Annotated in this window: 20 protein-coding genes; 4 read left to right on the top strand and 16 right to left on the bottom strand. The window is 58.9% G+C overall.

The features are described 5' to 3' along the window. The first annotated feature begins 82 nt into the window (after positions 1 to 82). Both BJP05_RS03825 and BJP05_RS03820 read left to right on the top strand, forming a co-directional pair. Positions 83 to 1,339: an amidohydrolase gene (locus tag BJP05_RS03825; protein WP_070362259.1), complete on the top strand. Its 1,257-nt coding sequence runs from the start codon at positions 83 to 85 to the stop codon at positions 1,337 to 1,339. Positions 1,340 to 1,404: 65 nt separating this feature from the next. Further along, positions 1,405 to 3,801 carry a glycogen/starch/alpha-glucan phosphorylase gene (locus tag BJP05_RS03820; protein WP_070362258.1) on the top strand — a complete coding sequence of 799 codons (2,397 nt, stop codon included), beginning with the start codon at positions 1,405 to 1,407 and terminating at the stop codon, positions 3,799 to 3,801. Positions 3,802 to 3,970: 169 nt separating this feature from the next. Here BJP05_RS03820 and pyk read toward each other — a convergent pair whose 3' ends face one another. From pyk to BJP05_RS03745, 16 genes are all read right to left on the bottom strand, one after another. Beyond that, positions 3,971 to 5,386: a pyruvate kinase gene (gene pyk, locus BJP05_RS03815; protein ID WP_070363478.1), complete on the bottom strand. Its 1,416-nt coding sequence runs from the start codon at positions 5,384 to 5,386 to the stop codon at positions 3,971 to 3,973. 110 nt (positions 5,387 to 5,496) lie between these two features. Then, entirely contained in the window at positions 5,497 to 6,387 is an 891-nt protein-coding gene (gene lgt / locus BJP05_RS03810) for a prolipoprotein diacylglyceryl transferase (protein ID WP_070362257.1), read from the bottom strand. Positions 6,388 to 6,405: 18 nt separating this feature from the next. Beyond that, positions 6,406 to 7,200 carry a hypothetical protein gene (locus tag BJP05_RS03805; protein ID WP_070362256.1) on the bottom strand — a complete coding sequence of 265 codons (795 nt, stop codon included), beginning with the start codon at positions 7,198 to 7,200 and terminating at the stop codon, positions 6,406 to 6,408. A gap of 103 nt (positions 7,201 to 7,303) precedes the next feature. After that, positions 7,304 to 7,948, bottom strand: coding sequence for a TIGR02234 family membrane protein (locus BJP05_RS03800; protein WP_070362255.1), 645 nt, complete (start codon positions 7,946 to 7,948; stop codon positions 7,304 to 7,306). Continuing rightward, a complete protein-coding gene (gene hisI / locus BJP05_RS03795; protein ID WP_070362254.1) occupies positions 7,949 to 8,317 on the bottom strand; it encodes a phosphoribosyl-AMP cyclohydrolase in 369 nt (122 codons plus the stop codon). Further along, complete coding sequence (gene hisF, locus BJP05_RS03790) at positions 8,317 to 9,090, bottom strand: imidazole glycerol phosphate synthase subunit HisF (protein WP_070362253.1); 774 nt, start codon at positions 9,088 to 9,090, stop codon at positions 8,317 to 8,319. The genes hisI and hisF overlap by 1 nt, the downstream gene beginning before the upstream one ends. A 70-nt stretch (positions 9,091 to 9,160) precedes the next feature. Beyond that, positions 9,161 to 9,985: an inositol monophosphatase gene (locus tag BJP05_RS03785; RefSeq protein WP_070362252.1), complete on the bottom strand. Its 825-nt coding sequence runs from the start codon at positions 9,983 to 9,985 to the stop codon at positions 9,161 to 9,163. A 5-nt stretch (positions 9,986 to 9,990) separates the two neighbouring features. Further along, positions 9,991 to 10,740, bottom strand: a complete 750-nt coding sequence (gene priA / locus BJP05_RS03780) for a bifunctional 1-(5-phosphoribosyl)-5-((5-phosphoribosylamino)methylideneamino)imidazole-4-carboxamide isomerase/phosphoribosylanthranilate isomerase PriA (protein ID WP_070363477.1) — start codon at positions 10,738 to 10,740, stop codon at positions 9,991 to 9,993. A 44-nt stretch (positions 10,741 to 10,784) separates the two neighbouring features. Beyond that, positions 10,785 to 11,438, bottom strand: coding sequence for an imidazole glycerol phosphate synthase subunit HisH (hisH, locus tag BJP05_RS03775; RefSeq protein ID WP_143000865.1), 654 nt, complete (start codon positions 11,436 to 11,438; stop codon positions 10,785 to 10,787). 11 nt (positions 11,439 to 11,449) lie between these two features. After that, positions 11,450 to 12,676 (bottom strand): MFS transporter, encoded by a 1,227-nt coding sequence (locus tag BJP05_RS03770; protein ID WP_083290931.1) that lies wholly within the window; start codon positions 12,674 to 12,676, stop codon positions 11,450 to 11,452. Positions 12,677 to 12,752: 76 nt separating this feature from the next. After that, a complete protein-coding gene (locus BJP05_RS11290) occupies positions 12,753 to 12,929 on the bottom strand; it encodes a hypothetical protein (RefSeq protein WP_168156151.1) in 177 nt (58 codons plus the stop codon). Continuing rightward, complete coding sequence (hisB, locus tag BJP05_RS03765) at positions 12,930 to 13,532, bottom strand: imidazoleglycerol-phosphate dehydratase HisB (protein WP_070362250.1); 603 nt, start codon at positions 13,530 to 13,532, stop codon at positions 12,930 to 12,932. Further along, positions 13,522 to 14,652 carry a histidinol-phosphate transaminase gene (locus tag BJP05_RS03760; protein WP_070362249.1) on the bottom strand — a complete coding sequence of 377 codons (1,131 nt, stop codon included), beginning with the start codon at positions 14,650 to 14,652 and terminating at the stop codon, positions 13,522 to 13,524. The genes hisB and BJP05_RS03760 overlap by 11 nt, the downstream gene beginning before the upstream one ends. A 2-nt stretch (positions 14,653 to 14,654) precedes the next feature. Continuing rightward, positions 14,655 to 15,968, bottom strand: coding sequence for a histidinol dehydrogenase (hisD, locus tag BJP05_RS03755; RefSeq protein ID WP_070362248.1), 1,314 nt, complete (start codon positions 15,966 to 15,968; stop codon positions 14,655 to 14,657). Positions 15,969 to 16,100: 132 nt separating this feature from the next. Continuing rightward, positions 16,101 to 16,634: a hypothetical protein gene (locus BJP05_RS03750; protein WP_070362247.1), complete on the bottom strand. Its 534-nt coding sequence runs from the start codon at positions 16,632 to 16,634 to the stop codon at positions 16,101 to 16,103. Continuing rightward, positions 16,625 to 17,314: a hypothetical protein gene (locus BJP05_RS03745; protein WP_070362246.1), complete on the bottom strand. Its 690-nt coding sequence runs from the start codon at positions 17,312 to 17,314 to the stop codon at positions 16,625 to 16,627. The genes BJP05_RS03750 and BJP05_RS03745 overlap by 10 nt, the downstream gene beginning before the upstream one ends. Positions 17,315 to 17,508: 194 nt before the next feature. On the opposite strand from BJP05_RS03745, the gene BJP05_RS03740 reads away from it, so the two are divergent. Continuing rightward, positions 17,509 to 18,078, top strand: a complete 570-nt coding sequence (locus BJP05_RS03740; RefSeq protein WP_070363475.1) for a TetR family transcriptional regulator — start codon at positions 17,509 to 17,511, stop codon at positions 18,076 to 18,078. Between the two features lie 63 nt (positions 18,079 to 18,141). Then, positions 18,142 to 20,325, top strand: a complete 2,184-nt coding sequence (gene glgX / locus BJP05_RS03735) for a glycogen debranching protein GlgX (protein WP_070362245.1) — start codon at positions 18,142 to 18,144, stop codon at positions 20,323 to 20,325. Positions 20,326 to 20,405: the final 80 nt, after the last annotated feature.

The raw sequence follows: 20,405 nt of genomic DNA, 5'->3' as shown, positions 1-20,405 counted from the left end.
ACCTTCCTCCCAAAAGACTGGTATTACTTAATGTGATGGTAGTTAAGCAAGCACGTGCGGAGTGACGCACAGAGGGACGTACATGATCAACATCAACGATATTCTCAACAGTTACGTCGTTGACGAATCGTGGCAGCGTGCATTCTACGAATTCATGCACACCACGCCCGAGCTATCGATGCAAGAAGAGGAGACGCACCAACGGCTCCTCGCCGAACTTACCCAGTTCGACTGCGAAGTAATTGCACCGATTGGGGGCTACGGAATCTGTGCGGTCTTCCGCAACGGTGACGGGCCAACTGTACTGTTCCGTGCCGACTTCGATGGGCTCCCAGTTACGGAATCTACCGAAGTTCCATACGCTTCAAAGAAAAAGGTGCGTCTTGAGGACGGCACGAGCGTCGGCACTATGCATGCTTGTGGCCATGACATGCACACCACGGCACTTCTCAGTATGTGCAGTTTTATGGACAACACCCGCCACGCCTGGCGTGGGACGTTCATTGCGCTGTTTCAGCCAGGAGAAGAGCTGGGGGTAGGGGCAGAAGCGATGGTCAATGACGGACTTCTGGAACGCATCCCGCGTCCTGACGTCTGCTTTGGCCAGCATGTAATGCCCGGACCTGCGGGAACCGTGATGTCAAAAGCGGGTCCCCAGTTCGCGGCATGTGACTCCATCAGGATTACGATCCCGGGGCGAAGTGCGCACGGCTCTATGCCACACAACGCCATAGACCCAACGTTTACGGCAGCGATGATCATTGCCCGCCTGCAAGGTCTCGTGGGCCGGGAAGTCGATCCTTCTGACTTCGCAGTCGTCACCGTTGCCAGTTTGCACGCTGGAACGACGAACAACATTATCCCCGACTCCGCGGAACTCGTACTCAACTGTCGCTTTTATCAAAACAAGACAAAAGAGCAGATGTACGCCTCCATCGAGCGGGTTGTTCGCGCAGAGGTGCAAGCATCGGGTGCCACCGAAGCGCCTACGTTCGAGTACTTCGCTCACGGAGAACTTATGAGCAATGACGCCGAGGTGTACGCAAAGGTCCGCCAGTCTTTCGACGAGGTTTTCAAGCATGAGTCTGCTGAAGCCGACCGAAAGACAGTGTCTGAGGACTTCCCAGTCATCCCCCTGGCGTTTGACGTGCCGTACTTCTACTGGCTTATCGGGTGCACCCCGAAGGCACAGTGGGATGAAGCCGTTGCGGCAAATAGAGTCGCGGAAGACATTCCAGTCAACCACATGCCGACCTTCTTGCCGGACTACGCACCCACGGTGAAAGCAGCTACCAATGCCGGACTCACGGCAGTTCTGACGTATCTTGCTCAGCCATAGCGCAACGCCGTTCCGGCTGAGCACGACGCATTCCAATTCGACACATCAAGAGATCTGAGGTTTTTATGAAGAACACTGTAGGAACATCGGTACCGGCACTGCAGGACACTGTCGCCGGCCATGTTCGTGGTTTCTCTGGACGCAGCCCGCAGGCATCCACCAATAACAAGTTTTGGACTGGCCTCTCGGCCGCCGTTGTGGAGCAGATTGCCGACAAGTGGGATGCAACCCAAAAGGCCTACTCGGCTACTCGTCAGCAGGCGTACTTCTCCGCAGAGTTCCTGCAAGGCCGTGCACTGCTGAACAACCTCACGAACCTGGGCATGGTGGAAGAGGCTGAGGCTGCAGCAGCAGAGCTCGGCCACAACCTGACCGATGTCCTCGAGGCAGAGCACGATGCCGCGCTGGGCAACGGTGGCCTTGGCCGCCTCGCAGCGTGCTTCCTGGACTCCGCAGTGACGCAGGACTACCCGGTCACCGGCTATGGCCTGCTCTACCGCTACGGCCTGTTCCGCCAGGAGTTCGTCGATGGCTTCCAGAAGGAGCACCCAGATTCCTGGAAGGAATCGTTCTACCCGTTCGTTGTTGAGCGCACCTCCCAGCAGCGCATCGTGAAGTTCGACGACATGACGGTTCGAGCAGTACCGTTCGACATGCCGATTACCGGCTACGGCACCGATAACGTTGGTACCCTTCGTCTGTGGGACGCATCCCCAATCCACGAGTTCGACTACGATGCGTTCAACTCGCAGCGTTTCTCCGACGCCATCCTGGAGCGCGAGGCTGTCCACGACATCACCCGCGTGCTCTACCCGAACGACACCACGTACGCAGGCAAGGTACTGCGCGTCCGCCAGCAGTACTTCTTCGTTTCCGCTTCGCTGCAGGAGATGATCGACAACTACATCGAGCACCACGGCGAGGATCTGAGCAAGTTCCACGAGTACAACTCGGTACAGCTCAACGACACCCACCCGGTGCTGGCGGTTCCGGAACTCATGCGCCTGCTCATGGACGAGCACGGTCTTGGTTGGGAAGAGGCGTGGAACGTCACCACCCAGACCTTCGCGTACACGAACCACACCGTGCTCCAGGAGGCTCTGGAGACCTGGGACGAGTCCATCTTCAAGCAGCTGTTCTGGCGTATCTGGGAAATTGTCCTTGAGATTGACCGCCGCTACCGCCTCGACATGGAGTCCCGTGGCATTGGCCCGGAGGACGCACACCACTACTCCCCAGTCCACGACGGCAAGGTGCACATGGCGTGGATCGCCTGCTACGCTTCGTACTCCGTGAACGGCGTGGCTGCGCTGCACACCGAGATCCTGAAGCGCGACACGCTCAACTACTGGTACTCCATGTATCCAGAGCGCTTCAACAACAAGACCAACGGTGTCACCCCACGTCGCTGGCTGCGTATGTGCAACCCGCGTCTCGCATCCCTGCTCGACCGCCTGTCTGGTTCTGATGAGTGGACCACGGACCTGTCCAAGCTGAAGGAGCTGCGCAAGTACGCTGATGATCCTGCAGTGCTCAAGGAACTGCGGGAGATCAAGGCTGCTAACAAGCAAGACTTCGCTCGTTGGATCGAGCAGCGTCAGGGTTCTGTCATCGACCCGGACTCCGTCTACGATACGCAGATCAAGCGTCTGCACGAGTACAAGCGTCAGCTGATGAACGCGCTGTACATCATCGACTTGTACTTCCGTATCAAGGAAGACGGCGAGACCGACGTACCGAAGCGCACCTTTATCTTCGGCGCGAAGGCTGCACCTGGTTACACGATGGCAAAGGGGATCATCAAGCTCATCAACGCCATCGGCGAGCTGGTGAACAACGACCCAGTCGTCTCGAAGTACCTGCATGTGGTCTTCGTGGAGAACTACAACGTCTCCCCTGCTGAGCACATCATCCCGGCAACGGATGTTTCCGAGCAGATCTCGACGGCCGGCAAGGAGGCGTCGGGCACCTCGAACATGAAGTTCATGATGAACGGTGCGCTGACCTTGGGCACGATGGACGGCGCAAACGTGGAAATCGTTGACGCTGTCGGTGAAGAGAACGCCTACATCTTCGGCGCTCTCGAGGAGGATCTGCCTGAGCTGCAGCGCTCCTATGACCCGAAGGCTACCGCCGAGCAGACCCCAGGCCTGCACCGTGTGCTCAACGCACTGGTCGACGGCACCCTGGACGACTGCGGCACCGGCGCGTTCCACAACATCCGTGCTTCCCTGCTCGAGGGCTTCGGCTTCGACGAAGCCGACGTCTACTACGTGCTGGGTGACTTCGCGGACTACCGCGCGACCCGCGACCGCATGGCCAAGGAGTACTACGAGGACCCAGATGCATGGGCACGCAAGTGCTGGATCAACATCTGCGAGTCCGGTCGTTTCTCCTCTGACCGCACGATCCGCGATTACGCGAACGAGGTCTGGAAGATCGAGCCGACGCCGATTAACTAGCCTGTAGCGCCTAGTACCAAAGGCCTGCCGCTGTTGTTTCGCGGCAGGCCTTTTATATGTCCCCATGTATTTAGCGAGCTACAAGCCGAGATGAAAAACACCCCGGAGCAGCTGCCCGGGGTGTTCTCCGATTTGGAACTTAGTCTTGTTCCTCTTCCTTCTTCTTCGATCAGTAAGCCTCCTCGCCCAGCTGGTGGACGTGGACCGTGTTGGTCGAGCCTGCAACTCCTGGAGGGGTACCTGCAACCATCACCATGGTGTCATTCTCCTGGTACTCATCCATCGCCAGCAAGTACTTGTCGACGGTGGCGATCATGTCATCCGTGCTGTGCACCGGAGGGCACAGGAAGGTCTCCACGCCCCAGGTCAGTGCGAGCTGCGAGCGAACCTCCTGCTTCGGAGTAAACACGAGCAGCGGCAGGTCTGGGCGCAGGCGCGCGACGCGTCGAGCGGTGTCGCCGGTCGCGGTGAACGCCACGATTGCGCGTGCGTGCAGACGGTTTGCCACATCGTTCGCCGAGTAGGAGATCACACCACGGCGGGTACGCGGGATGTGGTTCAGAGGCGGCACCTTGTCCATAGCCTCAGCGGAGCGGACAATGCGGCTCATCGTGCGGACCACGTTGTGCGGGTCAACGCCAACGGAGGTCTCACCGGAGAGCATGACGGCGTCTGCACCGTCGAGCACGGCGTTCGCAACGTCGGAAGCCTCTGCACGCGTCGGACGCGAGTTATCAATCATCGAATCCAGCATCTGCGTAGCGACGATGACCGGCTTCGCGTTTTCACGAGCGATCTGGATGACGCGCTTCTGCACACCTGGAACAAGTTCAAGCGGAATCTCAACGCCGAGGTCGCCACGGGCAACCATCACGGCGTCGAATGCCAGGATGATTGACTCCAGGGCGTCGACTGCTTCTGGCTTCTCCAGCTTCGCGATGACTGGGACACGACGGCCAACTTCGTCCATGATCTCATGAACCAGGTCAACATCTGCCGGCGAGCGCACGAAGGACAGCGCGACGACGTCGACACCCATCTTGAGTGCGAACCGCAGGTCCGCCTTGTCCTTCTCGGACAACGCCGGGACGGAGATGTCCATCCCCGGCAGGGAAACACCCTTGTTGTTGGAAACAGGGCCACCTTCGGTCACGCGGCAGACAACGTCGTTGCCGTCGACTTCGACACAGACCAGACCGACCTTGCCGTCGTCGACGAGCAGGCGGTCGCCCGGCTTCGCGTCCTTGGCGAGGTTCTTGTAAGTCGTCGAGACTCGGTCGTGCGTGCCTGGCACGTCATCGACTGTGATGCGGACCGTTTCGCCCGTCTCCCAGACGGTGGCGCCTTCTTCAAAGCGCCCAAGACGGATTTTCGGACCCTGAAGGTCGGCGAGGATGCCAACTGCGTGTCCCGTTTCATCGGTGGCTTCGCGGACCCAGCGGTAGTTCTGCTCGTGGTCCGGATAGTCGCCGTGGGAGAAGTTGAGGCGGGCGACATCCATGCCGTCGCGCACAAGTCCGAGGATTGCTTCTTTGCTGGCCACAGCAGGGCCAAGCGTACATACGATCTTTGTTCTTCTATCCACGAGATCCAACCTAGTAGCGATTCAACAATTACCGGTGGTTTCAAGGCCAGATAGTGTGTGAATTCTCCACTGCCGTATCGTGTGGCCTATCTTCCACTTCGGATACCACCCTACCCCGAATCACGATTCGTATCATCATTATCGTTGTGAACGAGTTCTTTCTCGGCTTCTCTCCCACGTGGCAATAGGAAGAAAATCCCAAGTGAAACAACAAAAAGCAGGCCTGAAACCCACGTGTTCACACGCAACCCCAAAATTAGTGTTGCGGCGTCAGTACGCATCAACTCGATTGCGAATCGGCCCATCGTGTAGCCAGCAACGTATAGCCAAAATACCCTGCCGTGTCCGAGCCTGAAGTGCTTATCTGCCCAAAGCAGGAAAGCAAACACAAGCAGATTCCACACCAACTCGTAGAGGAACGTCGGGTGAACGCTCGCGATGACCTCACCGGTAGAACGCCCTGTCAGCGGAGCGAACGCCCCTTGCTCGTCAACGCGGTAGTAGATATCCAACGCCCACGGTACCATCGTTTCAGCACCATAGAGTTCCTGATTGAACCAGTTCCCAAGGCGTCCCACAGCCTGGGCCAACACGATGCCTGGCGCCAGCGCATCCGCAACAGGCCCAACAGCAATCTTCTTCCACCGCAGCAGCAACCACACGCTCGCCGCGCCCAGTGCGACTGCGCCCCAGATGCCCAAACCACCCGCAGTAATGTTCAGCGCCTGCAGTGGATCTTTCCCGGGGCCGAAATACTTCTCGTGGTCCGTCAGCACATGGTAGAGCCGACCACCAACAATGCCCATTGGGATAGCGACGATCGCCGCGTCCCAAATCACGTCAGGATCACCACCACGCGTACGATAGCGCCGGGTGCCCACCCACATTGCAAGCAGAATGCCGGTGATGATGCACAGCGCGTACGCCCTCACCGGGAACCAGCCGATGTGCCACACACCCTGTGGTGGCGAGGGAATGTTTGCCAGAATCGTAGTTTGCACGCCCCCTAGTGTGCCTGATTATCGGCGGGAAGCGCACGCGGGGTGTCGCCCGGCGGTGGCAAGAGAAGGAATAGCCGCTTCGGCATTCGCCAAAATGGCGTCTGCTCCTGCGGCGGCGACGTTAAACAGATCACGCGGAGTCAACACATCCGCCATCATCACCACGCGGATCTTGCTCGGAAGGCCCGCAACAAGCTCACCCAGCGCGAAGTGATCAGTCTCCCCCGATGGACGTTTCGGTGGCACAACAGCCAGCACCGATGCGCCCGCCCGAAGCGCACGTGCCGCCTCCTCAGCGTCTCCGACTTGTACGAAGGCCGACATGCCAAGCGTCTCCGCTCTATCTAGCAACGCCTCCAGTCGCGGCTGCTCAAGAATATCTGCACGAAGCACAAGCGCATCGGCTCCATAGCAGCGAGCCTCGTGCACTTGGTACGGATCAACAATCGTATCCAAGCTCACCACCGGTATATGCACTGCTGCCCTCGCTGCGTCCATCTCAATGTTCGCGACCTCACGGCCAAACAGCGCACCCGAACACGCGAGCAGCTGCGCCCCCTGCATCTCAAGCTCCACTGCGGCAAGTGCCGCTCGGTGAATCCGTTGCTGCGTAGTCCGGACGCCGTGCTGGTTGTACTGTACCTGGGCAATAATTGCGCATCCGTCTGAGTCAACGGCCGCGTATGCGTCGCGCGCAGATGCAGCTGCCCGCGAGCGATCCTTCACCTCTTGGAACGACACCAAGGACTCACGGCGCGCGACCTGCCGCTGCACTGCAGCGAAGAGATCGCTGTGTACATCCGTGGCACACATACTCGCCTCCCGCGTGACTCCGAGGTGAAAGCCTATTGTTGCAGTTGCCAGCGTAGCCCGCGCGTATTTAGTTCATGAAATTTCACGGGGGTATACCGAATATTTATCGGCGTGCCTCATCATCCGTAGGGTCAATTCCGGAGTCCAAGGCGTCCCACATCACGCGCCCAGAGTCCGGTCGAGCTTCGAGATCTTCACCTAGCTTTTCACGGCGCACAGCCTCTGTCTCATACTTGTTGAGCTTCGCGGAATCTACACCGGGCCGCATTACAACCGTGAGCGCTCCAATAAGCCCCAGGAGCGCCCCCAAGATGACCAGGTAAATGCCAGCGCTATGCTGCTGCACCTGTGTGATCTCCGCCCACGCGGCAATCGCCCCGTCACTGGCTGCTCCTCCCTGCTCCCCGCTTCCGGCACTCAGCAGTGTGTGCAAACGCTCCAAGTCAGGCTCGGCTAATAAGGTTCGCAAGCCCGATACGCCGGCGCCCACGGCGCCTAGTGCGGCCACCACACCTACTATTCGACGCCCAACTCGCCGCAGCGCGAATATCGCAATCATTGCAACGATCAGAATGAGCGCCACTGCCGCGATCTCCGTAGACCACATTGAACCATCGACGGTAGTGGTACTGGCTCCAGCGCGGTCGTCGAAAACTTCGACAGTAAACCAGTCCATTCTGGACCCCACCCACGCCAGCGCGCCACCGACGCCCACCAGCAGTGCGCCGACGCGGTTCGCCGTATTCACCTAGATATCCTCCAACAGCAGATCTGCATCGAAGCACGTACGGTCCCCCGTATGGCAGGCACCATCCGTCTGGATCACCTTCACCAGCAAGGTGTCGCCGTCGCAGTCGAGGCGCACCTCGCGGACCTCTTGCACAGCGCCACTGGTGAGCCCTTTTACCCAGTATTCGTTACGGGAGCGAGAGAAGTACGTCCCACGTCGCGTTTCCAGCGTGTACGCCAGCGCCCGCTCATCCATCCAGGCCATCATGAGGACCTCACCGGTGTCAGCAGCCTGCACCACGGCGGGAACCAGGCCGCGGTCGTTCTTCTTCAGCCGAGCAGCAATTGCAGGATCCAATACGGCATCTTCTGGTCGTAGTTCAGTCATCAGCGAACCTCAAAGCCCTCATTCCGAAGCGCATCCTTTACTTCTGCGATGCTCACTTCGCCGAAGTGGAAGATCGACGCCGCAAGTACGGCGTCTGCGCCCGCTTTTACTGCTGGCGGGAAGTCTGCAGCCTTGCCAGCGCCACCGGAAGCAATCACCGGGATGCTTACCGCTGCTCGAACCTTTTCCAACAGCTCGAGATCGAACCCTTCCTTGGTCCCATCTCCGTCCATCGAGTTCAGCAAGATTTCCCCCACACCCAGGTCTTGTCCAGTGCGAGCCCACTCCACCGCGTCGAGACCAGCCGAACGCGTACCACCGTGCGTGGTCACTTCAAACCCAGACGGCTGCGGAAGCCCACCATTCGGCACGCGACGCGCGTCGACAGACAAGACAATGCACTGCGCTCCAAACTTCTCGCTGAGCTCACGCAGTAGCTCTGGCCGGTGAATCGCCGCTGTATTCACACTGGCTTTGTCCGCGCCAGCACGCAACAACTCAGAGACGTCTTCGACGCTTCGAACGCCTCCGCCAACGGTCAACGGGATAAATACCTGCTCTGCGGTCTTACGGACGACCTCAAGCATCGTTCCACGGCCCTCACGCGACGCGGTTACGTCCAAAAACGTAAGCTCATCAGCGCCTTCCAGACCGTACCGCTGAGCAAGCTCTACGGGATCACCAGCGTCCCGCAGGTTTTCAAAATTTACGCCTTTTACTACCCGCCCGTCGTCCACGTCGAGGCAAGGAATCACACGGATTGCAACAGACAAGGTAATTACCCTCCATACATGTTTTGTGCCACGCTACTCCAGCCCGCAAATACGTTCCGGAAACTACATACTACCGCGAAGCACTCTGCCTATCAGGGCTTTCAAAGCACCGTTGGACCGTCGCGAGCGCAGTCGCATGGGCAGCATTCGTACCAATGACAGCCCCCATCGACGACATCTCCCATGGCTGCCCGTACACGTCAGTCACCGTCGCGCCCGCGCAGCGACCGAACAAGACACCGGCCGCGTTATCCCACACGTGCGGGGAGAAACTCACGCTGGCCTGGAACACACCCGACGCCACAAACGCCAAGTCCACGCCCACTGAGCCAGTCATGCGTGGTCGCAGTGAGGTGGCAGCCAATTCACCGACGAAGGCCAAGCGGCCTTCCGCTGGAAACGCAGCGCGATCATCCGAACCAACGGTTGCAACGCCTACCTGAGCGGCCGTCGTCGAAGGATCAACGCCCTGTGGGAGCGCAGGCAATGGGTCGCCGTCAAGCACAACGGGCTCACCCGAGATCGCATGCATGCGGTGCCCCAGCAAAGGCATGTCGGTCACCGCGACGACCGGTTGGCCGTCGATAAGGAGCGCTACCAAGATCGCGCACATCGGGTTGCCACACGAGTAGTTCGAGGTGCCGTCGACAGGATCGAGCACCCAGCACGCCTCAGCGTTGAGGTCCCCGCCGTGTTCCTCCCCGAACACGGGGATACCGGTCGCTTCCGTCAAGCGTTTCCTCAGCAACGTTTCAATGGCGAGATCCGCTTCCGTGGCAAAGTCACCTTCGCCCTTAAAGAGCGCTGGAGCTGCACCGATATGTGTTCGAAACAGCTCGGCGGCTTCATCGATCGCCGCTAACGCAATAGCTCGGTATGCCTGCAGATCCCGCACGCTGTTTACTCGCCCTTCGATACCTTTGCGACGGCCTCCAGCGCCTCACTCAGCGTGAAGCGCTTCTCGTAGAGAGCCTTGCCGATAATGACGGAGTCGATCCCTTCATCGGTATACCGGGCCACTTCTACGACGTCGTCGAGAGTCGCGATTCCGCCCGAGGCAGTAATCTGAGCGTCCGTCGCTGCGGCGACCTCCCGCAACAGTGCAACATTCGGCCCCGCTAGCGTGCCGTCCTTGCTCACGTCGGTCACCACGAAACGGCTGCAACCAGCGGCATCGAACCGCTCCAGAACCTCCCACAGATCACCGCCGTCGGACGTCCAGCCGTTCCCCTTCGTACGCCACTCACCATCAGTTTCACGCACCGCGATATCAATCGCGATCTTGTCGCCGTAGCGCTCAATTGCCTTACAGGTCCACTCCGGATCCTGTAGCGCCGCGGTACCAATATTGACGCGCTTCGCTCCGGTGGCAAGGGCCCGCTCCAACGTGGCGTCGTCACGAATACCACCCGTGAGCTCGACAGCGATACTCAGCTTCGCAGTGATATCCGCCATCAACTCATGGTTCGAGCCACGCCCAAACGCGGCGTCCAAATCCACGAAGTGCAGCCACTGCGCCCCCTGCTCTTCCCAGCGACGAGCAGCCTCCAGGGGATCCCCGTAGCTCTTCTCCGTCCCAGCTTCCCCCTGGTCCAGCCGCACGGCCTGACCTTCAACAACATCAACAGCAGGCAACAAGGTAAAAGTCATGGTGCTCATCTTATCCAATCTAACTCAGCCAGGTTCGGCGCCCGCTACAGAGTCTTCACCCAGTTTTCCAAGAGATGAAGTCCTGCGTCACCAGACTTCTCGGGGTGGAACTGCGTCGCCCAGAGCGGGCCATTTTCGACGGCAGCCACAAACTTATCTCCACCGTGCTCCGACCAGTGCACAAGTGGCGGCGCAATGAACTCATCCGCTTTCAGCGTCCATTCGCGAACGCCGTACGAATGCACGAAGTAGAAGCGCTCGTCTACATTAATGCCATCGAACATGCGCGAGCCGCCAACTATGTCGACGGTGTTCCACCCCATATGTGGAAGCACAGGAGCCTGGAGCTTTTCAACGGTCCCCGGCCACTCTGCTAATCCAGCGGTATCAATGCCATGCTCGACTCCATGCTCAAAAAGGATTTGCATACCAACGCAGATACCCAGCACAGGACGACCACCTGCAAGGCGCTGTCCGATGATGCGCCCCCCTTGCATTGCCTGCAACCCACGCATGCATGCATCAAACGCGCCAACCCCCGGCACTAACAGGCCGTCAGCCTCCACCGCGATCGACGGATCGGCAGTAACGCTGACGCGCGCGCCAACTTGTTCTAGCGCACGCTGAGCGGATCGGATATTTCCTGCCCCGTAGTCGAGCAGCGCAACATGGGGTTGTGGCATGTCGTTAGCAGTCATGAAGATTAATTCTAGCGCCCGTTCCGCCGATAAAGGCGCGGGGGCTGAACATTTTTCAGCCGCACGGACAAGTTATTAACTTCGACGACGCGGTGCTTGCCCAGCTGCCTATCCAGCAACGTAATAACTACGCCAATAAGGATCACGGCCGCCGCCAGACCAAACATCGGGGTAAACATCATCATTGTCAGCAACATGCCGTACATCGTCGACCCCAGACCTGTTCCTCCGTCGAATGCGATATTCCAAATCGCAGAGGCCTCAGAGCTCTTCGAACGGGGCAAGCGATAGAACATCAAGGTGAGCGCCTCGTTCTGTACCGCGCCGAATCCAACACCGTAGATCAACGCTGCCAACGCCATCCACCACACCGGCAGATCAAGAAGCAGAATGAGCGCGATGAGAAAGACACCACCTGCAGCAATGAACTGGCACGGAATGAGAATGCTGCCTGGGTATCCCTTGCGGTCCATGACCTGACCCGCTGCGTACCGCGACAACATAGAAGCGAAGTTCATCACGCCCAGCATCACACCGCCAAGCGCCGCTCCCTTGGCCGGATCGAGATCGCGCATCGCCGCGGGAAGGAAGTTAGTAATTGCGCCATACGCTGAGGTGACGAACATCAAGGCCATGCCCGGAACAAACACAAGCCGCCACATCGGTACGTGCACGTGCGCCACGCTCAACTCGTCGCGGTCCGCTTGTGGCACAGCTGGGATGAACATGCATGCCACCAACGAAATGAGGCCTACGCCCGCTGCAATGTAATACACCGCGTTATACCCAATGACGTTGACCAGGGCGAGGCCCGTCGGCAAGCCGACCATCTGAGACAAGCCCACCATGATGCCCAGCGTGCCGGTCGCCCGCCCCAGCAAGCGACGCGGTACCAACTCAGCGACGACGGCTGCCTCCGCTACCGTCAGCGCGCCAAACCCAACACCGCGGATCGCGCTCACAGTCAGCACTGTTCCGGCTTCCATTCCCAACGCGTAGGCGAACGCCGGAACACCCAAGAGCAAAGAAGACAGCCCCATAATCAGGCCAAACCCGAACTTGCGCAGCAGCGCAGGTGTCGCCATCTGTGTAAGCACTGTAGCGAGCATGAACACACCGGTGGTAAGCCCGGCCAGCGTTTCGGTTCCTCCTGCATCGAGCACCGCCGTAGGAATCACCGGCAGCAGCACCGCCCATGCGGCGAACGCTGCCATCACCGCGAGCAGAACGGGCTTCATGCCGCGTGCCTTCCAAACGCTCGAGACCGAGTTGATTTCCTCAACAGTAAGCGGTGTTGGTGGGAAGAACTTCAAACTACATAACCTCCATCATTGCCATGATCGCGAATGCGAGCGCCAGCGCAGTAGCCAAGGCTAACACTGCAGTCGGCACCCTCAATCCACGCTGGTACGTTGACCACACTCCGCCTGCGAGCACACCCGCCAACACGAAGAGGCCAAGCACTCCCATACTTGCTGGAATGCCTCCCACCTACAACGCACCCTTTGTCGACGGCACACCCGTAATCTTTGGGTCTGCATCCACTGCAGCTCGCAAACTGCGGGCCACAGCCTTGAATTCGGCTTCCGTAATGTGGTGCGGATCGCGACCATAGCGCACATTCACGTGCAAGGTCATTCGGGAGTTATACGCAAGCGTCTCAAAGAAATGACGGTTTATCACCGTGGCGTAGTGTCCGCCGATGACCTGCCAATCCATATGCTCCGGCTCACCGTTCATCACAAAGTACGGACGCCCAGACAGGTCTACAACTGCCTCAACGAGCGTTTCGTCCATCGGCAACAGCATCGAGCCAAAGCGGCGGATGCCACGCTTGTCCCCGATCGCATCCAGCAGGGCCCACCCGAGCGTGATGGCGGTGTCTTCCACCGTGTGGTGGGCATCGATCTCCGTGTCGCCTTTCGCCTTCACCGTGAGATCGAAAGCACCGTGCGCCCCGAATGCGGTGAGCATGTGATCGAAAAACGGCAATCCGGTGTCAATGTCAGTCACGCCTGTGCCGTCGAGATTGATGGACACAGCGATGTCGGATTCAGACGTCTTCCTGTGTGCGGTCCCTACCCTATTCGCCATGAAGTACCTTTCTTGCTGCCTCTAGGAAGGCATCGTTTTCGCTATCAAGTCCAACCGTCACTCGCAGGTGACCTGCGACGCCAACGTCACGAATGAGTACGCCACAGTCGAGGAACTGCTGCCACGCTGCATGGGTCGAAGTGGCGTCGCCAAACGGGCCGAAGAAGATGAAATTCGACGAGCTCGGCACAACCTTGTAGCCCATCTCTTCCAGCGCTGCTTGCACGCGCACGCGCTCCTGCGCCAACTTGTCAACCGTCGCGAGCGTGTCCCCGGCGTGCTTCAGCGCCACGCGTGCAGCGACCTGGGAGAGCACCGAGAGGTGGTACGGCAAGCGAACCAGCATGACGGCGTCGATAAACGCCGGTGCTGCAACGAAGTACCCTAGGCGCGCGCCTGCGAAATCGAACGCCTTCGACATCGTGCGCGACACAACGAGCTTCTCTGGATACGTTGCTAGCAGCGTCGTTGCGGACGGGGAATCCGAAAACTCAGCGTACGCCTCGTCAATAATCACGATGCCAGGTGCAGCCTGAACAATCTTTTCGATGTCTTCGAGTACAGTCTCACCGCCAGTTGGATTGTTCGGCGTAGTGATAAAGATGACGTCCGGCGCGTGCTTTTCGACGGCCTGCACGGCCTGCTGCACATCGATATCGAAAGATTCGTTGCGATCAATCGGGATAAACTCGGTTTGCGTGCCCGCCGCAAGGATTGGGTGCATCGAGTAGCTAGGCACGAACCCCATGGCACTGCGTCCGGGGCCACCGAAAGCTTGCAACAGCTGCTGCAAAATCTCGTTCGAACCGTTTGCGGCCCAAATGTTGTCTTTGCTGACCTGGACGCCCGTCTGCTTCGACACGTATGCGGCCAAGTCTTCCCGAAGCAACACGGCGTCGCGCTCTGGGTAGCGGTTGAGCGACCGTGCCGCTGCTTCAACCTCGGCAACCAGGTCCTGAATCAACGCCTCAGAGGGCGGGTACGGATTCTCGTTGGTGTTCAGCGCGACAGGCACTTTCAACTGTGGGGCGCCGTATGGGTTCTTTCCTTGCAGCTCGTCGCGAAGTGGTAGCGATTCGAGCGTGACGCCCTTCGCGATCGTCGAGGGATCAGTAGACATACTTACTTAGCTCCGTTTCCTCGTGCCTTAATGGATTCACCGTGTGCAGGAAGCTGCTCTTCCGCAGCCAGCACCATGATGTCCTCAGCAATTTCCGCCAACGCTGCCTTGTCGTACTCGATGAGATTGACAGGCTTCAGGAACGTCAGGGTGGACAGGCCGGGGTTGAAGCGCGCCGTCCCGGATGTCGGCAAGACGTGGTTCGAGCCAGCCGCATAGTCACCGAGTGGGACCGGTGAGTATGGCCCGACGAAAATTGCGCCCGCGTTTCGAACTCGCTCCGCAACCGCGCGAGCATCGCGCGTGTGCACCTCCAGGTGCTCTGCTGCGTAAACGTCTGCGACTGCGACAGCCTTCTCAATATCATCGACCAGGATGATGCCGGACTGCTTACCGCCCAGCGCAGTAGAGGCACGCTCAGCGTTGAGCGTTTCCTTCGAGCGCTGCTCAACGAGTTGGCCGACTTCCTGCGCCAGGGCCTCTGAGTCGGTGATAAGCACACTAGCTGCTTGCTCGTCGTGCTCTGCCTGCGAAATCAGATCGAGCGCCACGTATTCCGCATTCGCGCTATCATCGGCGATAACCGCGATCTCGCTTGGGCCGGCCTCCGCGTCAATGCCCACCGTGCCGTTGACTACGCGCTTCGCGGCAGCAACGTAGATGTTCCCCGGTCCGGTCACCATATCAACTGGTTCCAGGCCGTGGGCATCATCGCCGTACGCCAGCAATGCAATCGCCTGGGCTCCACCGACTGCCCACACTTCGTCGACGCCGAGCAGCGCGCACGCGGCGAGCGTCGTTGGGTGCGGCCAGCCGCCGAACTCCTCCTGAGGAGGAGTGCAGACCACCATGCTGTCCGTCCCCGCCTCCTGCGCAGGAATCACGTTCATGAGCACGCTCGAGGGGTACACTGCCTTTCCACCTGGAACATAAAGTCCCACGCGCGAAACAGGAATAAATGTTTCGGTGACAGTTGCGCCATTCGCAAGCGTCGTAGTGTGTGGCTGCGGCTTCTGCTCAGCGTGTACCTTGCGAATCCGCTCGATCGCGACTTCAAGCGCGGAGCGCAGTGCAGGATCAAGCTTGTCGACGGCCTCTTTGATCACCTCCGACGGCACCCGCACGGATGTTGGGCGGATCCCGTCGAACTTCTCTCCGTATTCGAGTGCCTTTTCGGCACCGCCTACGCGAACCTCTTCAACGATCGGCGTAACTGCGGGAAGCACGGCATGGACATCAACGCCACCACGTGGCAGTGCCCTGCGAAGTTCGGCGGTCGTTGGGGTTGTCCCCCGGAGGTCGGTAACTCTCAGCATTTTCGTGTCTCCCAGATTCAACAAATGAGCACAATACGTACCGCAGCCATTGTATTCTCCGACAGGCGCGAAAAAGCTGTTCAGGCCAAAAAAGGCGTCACCCCAGAGCTTTCACCAAGGGAATAAGGTAGTTCACACTATTTCGGGGGTGTCGACTGCGCGGATCACCATCCTCGACCACGCGACGAGTCCTGTGGCGAATGGAGCGAGGCACAACGCCACTCCCGGGGCAACTATCGGAAACACGCTTAAGCGTTGACCGTCCTGGAAGCCGTCTGCATGCTCAGGCAAAGCTGTGAGCCAGCCCGAGACCATTCCGCCAACCGCCAATACAACGTATCCGGCGAGCGCGGCAACGATGAGCTGCCAGACAAACCATGCGAGCTGGCCCCCGCCTCGACGCGCTCGACCCGCAGCACCGACAACCAACCCGACTACCAACAACACCACCGCTAGCCAGCCGAGTCCAGCAAACTGCGCATTCTGGATCGTTTCCGTTTCATCGATCATGAACGATCCATCCGACACAACGGTCACTATCGGGGGACGCAACCACGCCCACGCTGCCCCACCGATTACACCGCTGACAAGCCCAACGAAAAGCAGGCCGGCGCCAGCGTGGATCGTGGCGCGCGGCTTGGAGTCGAGCTGCTGTGCTAGTTGCACAGCTTCCAGCGACCGTCTTCGTGCGTGAAGAGCTGGGTCTGGGTCTTTTCGCCCTCGGAGTTATTCGACTTCACTGTCGCCGAAGCATGGTTGCCATCAACGCGGACGTCGCTCAGGGAAATTTCGGTCTTCGGGATCTCAATCGCCTGACCGGCCTCTTCCTGCATACGGGCAGCCTGCTCAATCACCTCGAGGGAAACGCCTTGGCGCTCCATCTCTTCCAGTGCGGGTTCGGTGATCTTCTTACAGGAGTTATCCAAGATGACGCGCGTCCACTTTTCGAAGGACTCCGGGTTGGTCACCTTGCGAACCACTTCCTCCATTTCCTTGCGCTGCTCTTCGGTGCCTTCTTTACCGCCCTCGATTGGCTCGAAGGTTGGAACAGCGAACTCTCCGTCCTCAAACGGGTTCGCAATCGTTGGGATCGCACCGGGCTCCCCTTGTGCCTCCGTCTGCTTTTTGTCGTCGGACTTCTTCTCGCCCTTTTCGTCCTTCTTCGGCTCTTCCTTCGCCGAATTCTCGGCCTTATCTTTCTCAGAAGCCGCCGAATTCGGAGCGCTGGCAGCGGTGGACAGTCCGCCGCCCGCGGTCTCGTCATCAGAGCCACACGCAGTCAATGACATTGCCAATGCAACAACGGCAGCTGCAGCAACCTTGGAACCAGTGGTGGAAATCCTCACGACGTATCTCTCCTTACAGCGACCAGCACAACGGTTGTACCCGGCCTGTTACGTTAAAAATCGTTGATGCCAATTTTAACCACTCGTTTCTGCTGGCCCAATTACGCTCCGGTACAAAGTATCTGAACACTCTCTGTGAACTCGTTGTAAACGTCCACCCCCTCTCCACCATGAGACAGGTAACATGGGCACACATGCACCTGTCCGTGGATCAGATCACGATCACTGCGATGGATTTACTCAGGTCATATGGCTTAGCCGATGTGTCAATGCGCAGGATCGCCAAGGAGCTCGACGTCGCACCGTCAGCGCTGTATTGGCATGTGGCAAGCAAACAGGACCTTGTGGCTCGCCTGGCAGAGCACATCGTTGCGCCCCTCACAACCTCCTCCTCACCAGCCACATCCACGAGTGAAGCAGCCAGAATGCTCCGTAACTGCCTGCTCAGCATTCGAGATGGTGCTGAGGTGACGGTCACAGCGGTAGGCAATCCGGAGTCTCCGATACACTCCCAACTCCAGCGCTTTTTCATCACATCATTGGCTATGGAAGTCGAAGGGGCGTCGACACCTCAGCTCCGCGCAACCGCCGATGCTCTCCTACACCTGATCCTTGGCAGTGCCCTCGTCCAGCAAACTGAATCCCAGCTGGTAGCGGCTACGAATGCAAGCGAAACATTGCCACAATCACAGACCATTGAGAGGGACGACTCGTTCGCATTTTCCGTCGATCTCATCATTCGGGGGCTGCAAGCGGGCTGCTGATTGCCAGGCTGGTGAGGGTTTCGCAATGCGGGAACCCCCGGGGGTGCACTATGGTGATTCCTTATGATTCAAAGCTCTACTTCCCCAAAGCCCGCGAACGATATCGTCGTGTGGCCTGGTTCCCCATACCCGCTAGGTTCTACCTATGACGGTGCCGGAACAAACTTCACGCTCTTTTCAGGAGCTGCGGAGAAGGTTGAACTTTGCCTTATCGACGACGAAGGCGCCGAAACTCGCATCGAACTTGAAGAGGTAGACAACCACGTGTGGCACGCCTACCTTCCAGGAATTACACCTGGACAGCGCTACGGCTACCGCGTCCATGGTCCGTGGGATCCAGCGAACGGCAAGCGCTGCGACGCGAACAAGTTGCTCGTCGACCCCTACGCGCGCGCTTTCGACGGCGAGTTCTCACAGCATTCTTCGCTGTTTTCCTATGACATCAACGCAGACGCTCCCGGAACGGGCCGCAACGAAGAAGACTCGCTGGGCCATACGATGCTCTCTGTCGTCATCAACCCGTTCTTCGACTGGGGCGATGACCGCGCACCACGCATCCCGGATGAGGAAACCGTCATCTACGAATGCCACGTCAAAGGCATGACCCAGACGCACCCTGACGTACCCGAAAACCTCCGCGGCACCTACGCAGGCATGGCACACCCAGCAGTGGTCAATTACCTCAAGGATCTGGGTGTGACGTCTGTCGAGCTCCTGCCTGTCCACCAGTTCTTGCAGGATGGGCGTCTGCGCGACCTTGGTCTGCGTAACTACTGGGGCTACAACACCTTTGGATTCTTCGCCCCCGAGAACAACTACGCAGCTGCTGCGCAGCCGAGCGACGCCGTCGCCGAGTTCAAGGGCATGGTGCGGGCGTACCACGAGGCAGGCATGGAGGTCATCCTTGACGTCGTGTACAACCACACTGCTGAAGGCAACCACCTCGGCCCCACCATTGCTTTCCGCGGCATCGACAATGAGGCCTACTACCGCCTGGTGAACAACGACAAGTTCCACTACATGGACTACACAGGCACCGGAAACTCATTCAATGTGCGCGACCCTCACTCACTGCAGCTCATCATGGACTCTTTGCGTTACTGGGTCACTGAGATGCACGTCGATGGTTTCCGTTTCGATCTAGCTTCGACCCTTGCACGCGAGTTCTCTGACGTCGATCGTCTGGCAACGTTCTTCGACCTGGTCCAACAGGACCCGGTAGTCTCGCAGGTCAAGTTGATCGCCGAGCCATGGGATGTCGGTGAGGGCGGCTACCAAGTTGGCAACTTCCCTGCGCTGTGGAGCGAATGGAATGGTAAGTACCGCGACACGATGCGCGACTTCTGGCGCGGTGAACCCGCTACGCTTGGTGAGTTCGCATCCCGTCTGACCGGCTCCTCTGACTTGTACCAACACAACGGACGTCGCCCTACTGCCTCGATTAACTTCATTACGGCCCACGACGGTTTCACGTTGAATGACTTGGTTTCCTACAACCACAAGCACAACGAGGCCAACGGTGAGGACAACCGCGACGGCGAAAGCCACAACCGCTCCTGGAACTGTGGCGTCGAGGGCCCGACGGATGATGCCGAGGTGAATCAGTTGCGTGCGCAGCAGCGTCGCAACTTCTTGACGACGCTCCTGCTCTCCCAGGGCACACCGATGATCTCCCACGGCGACGAGCTGGCCCGTACCCAGGGTGGCAACAACAACGTCTATTGCCAGGACAACGAGATTGCGTGGATGGATTGGACACAGCTCGACGACAGCGAACAGCTGCACGAGTTCACCAAGCGTCTGATCGCTATCCGCAAGGCCCACCCGGTCTTCCGCAGGCGCCGGTTCTTGGAAGGCGGCGCGCTGGGCACGGATGCTGTCGACCGCGAAATCGCCTGGTTGGTGCCGTCCGGCGAGCTGATGACGCAGTCCGACTGGGACTTCGCGTTTGGCAAGGCACTGATGGTTTACTTCAATGGCGACGCCATCGCAGAACCGGATGCTCGCGGTCAGCGTGTGCGAGATGATTCGTTCATTCTGATGTTCAACGCCCACTACGAAGACATCGAATTCACGCTTCTGCCACAGGAGTTCGGATCAAGCTGGGAGGTGCTCATCGATACAACTGAGCAACTTGGCTACCCGGCGAGCACGCTGACAATCGGCGCCTCGGAGACCACCGTCGTCCCGGCGCGCTCTACAGTTGTGCTGAAGCAGGTAGGTGCCCCGGTTCGCGAGGACGCCTAACTCCAGGGGCTTGACCGCCGTCAGTTTCATGTCCGGTGGGTGAGTAGTATGTGTGCTACCCGCCTACCGGATTTTTGATT

The organism is Corynebacterium sp. NML98-0116 (assembly GCF_001767255.1).
Classification (GTDB): domain Bacteria; phylum Actinomycetota; class Actinomycetes; order Mycobacteriales; family Mycobacteriaceae; genus Corynebacterium; species Corynebacterium pseudogenitalium.
This window is presented reverse-complemented; position numbering and strand designations above follow the sequence as displayed.

What these genes read in the sequence shown, in the direction of transcription:
- BJP05_RS03770 (WP_083290931.1), bottom strand. Translation starts at nt 12,676, where the DNA reads ATGAAGCCCGTTCTGCTCGCGGTGATGGCAGCGTTCGCCGCATGGGCG.
- hisB (WP_070362250.1), bottom strand. Translation starts at nt 13,532, where the DNA reads ATGGCGAATAGGGTAGGGACCGCACACAGGAAGACGTCTGAATCCGAC.
- BJP05_RS03825 (WP_070362259.1), top strand. Translation starts at nt 83, where the DNA reads ATGATCAACATCAACGATATTCTCAACAGTTACGTCGTTGACGAATCG.
- BJP05_RS03805 (WP_070362256.1), bottom strand. Translation starts at nt 7,200, where the DNA reads ATGTGTGCCACGGATGTACACAGCGATCTCTTCGCTGCAGTGCAGCGG.
- BJP05_RS03740 (WP_070363475.1), top strand. Translation starts at nt 17,509, where the DNA reads ATGCACCTGTCCGTGGATCAGATCACGATCACTGCGATGGATTTACTC.
- priA (WP_070363477.1), bottom strand. Translation starts at nt 10,740, where the DNA reads ATGACTTTTACCTTGTTGCCTGCTGTTGATGTTGTTGAAGGTCAGGCC.
- hisD (WP_070362248.1), bottom strand. Translation starts at nt 15,968, where the DNA reads ATGCTGAGAGTTACCGACCTCCGGGGGACAACCCCAACGACCGCCGAA.
- hisI (WP_070362254.1), bottom strand. Translation starts at nt 8,317, where the DNA reads ATGACTGAACTACGACCAGAAGATGCCGTATTGGATCCTGCAATTGCT.
- glgX (WP_070362245.1), top strand. Translation starts at nt 18,142, where the DNA reads ATGATTCAAAGCTCTACTTCCCCAAAGCCCGCGAACGATATCGTCGTG.
- hisH (WP_143000865.1), bottom strand. Translation starts at nt 11,438, where the DNA reads ATGACTGCTAACGACATGCCACAACCCCATGTTGCGCTGCTCGACTAC.
- BJP05_RS03820 (WP_070362258.1), top strand. Translation starts at nt 1,405, where the DNA reads ATGAAGAACACTGTAGGAACATCGGTACCGGCACTGCAGGACACTGTC.
- BJP05_RS03760 (WP_070362249.1), bottom strand. Translation starts at nt 14,652, where the DNA reads ATGTCTACTGATCCCTCGACGATCGCGAAGGGCGTCACGCTCGAATCG.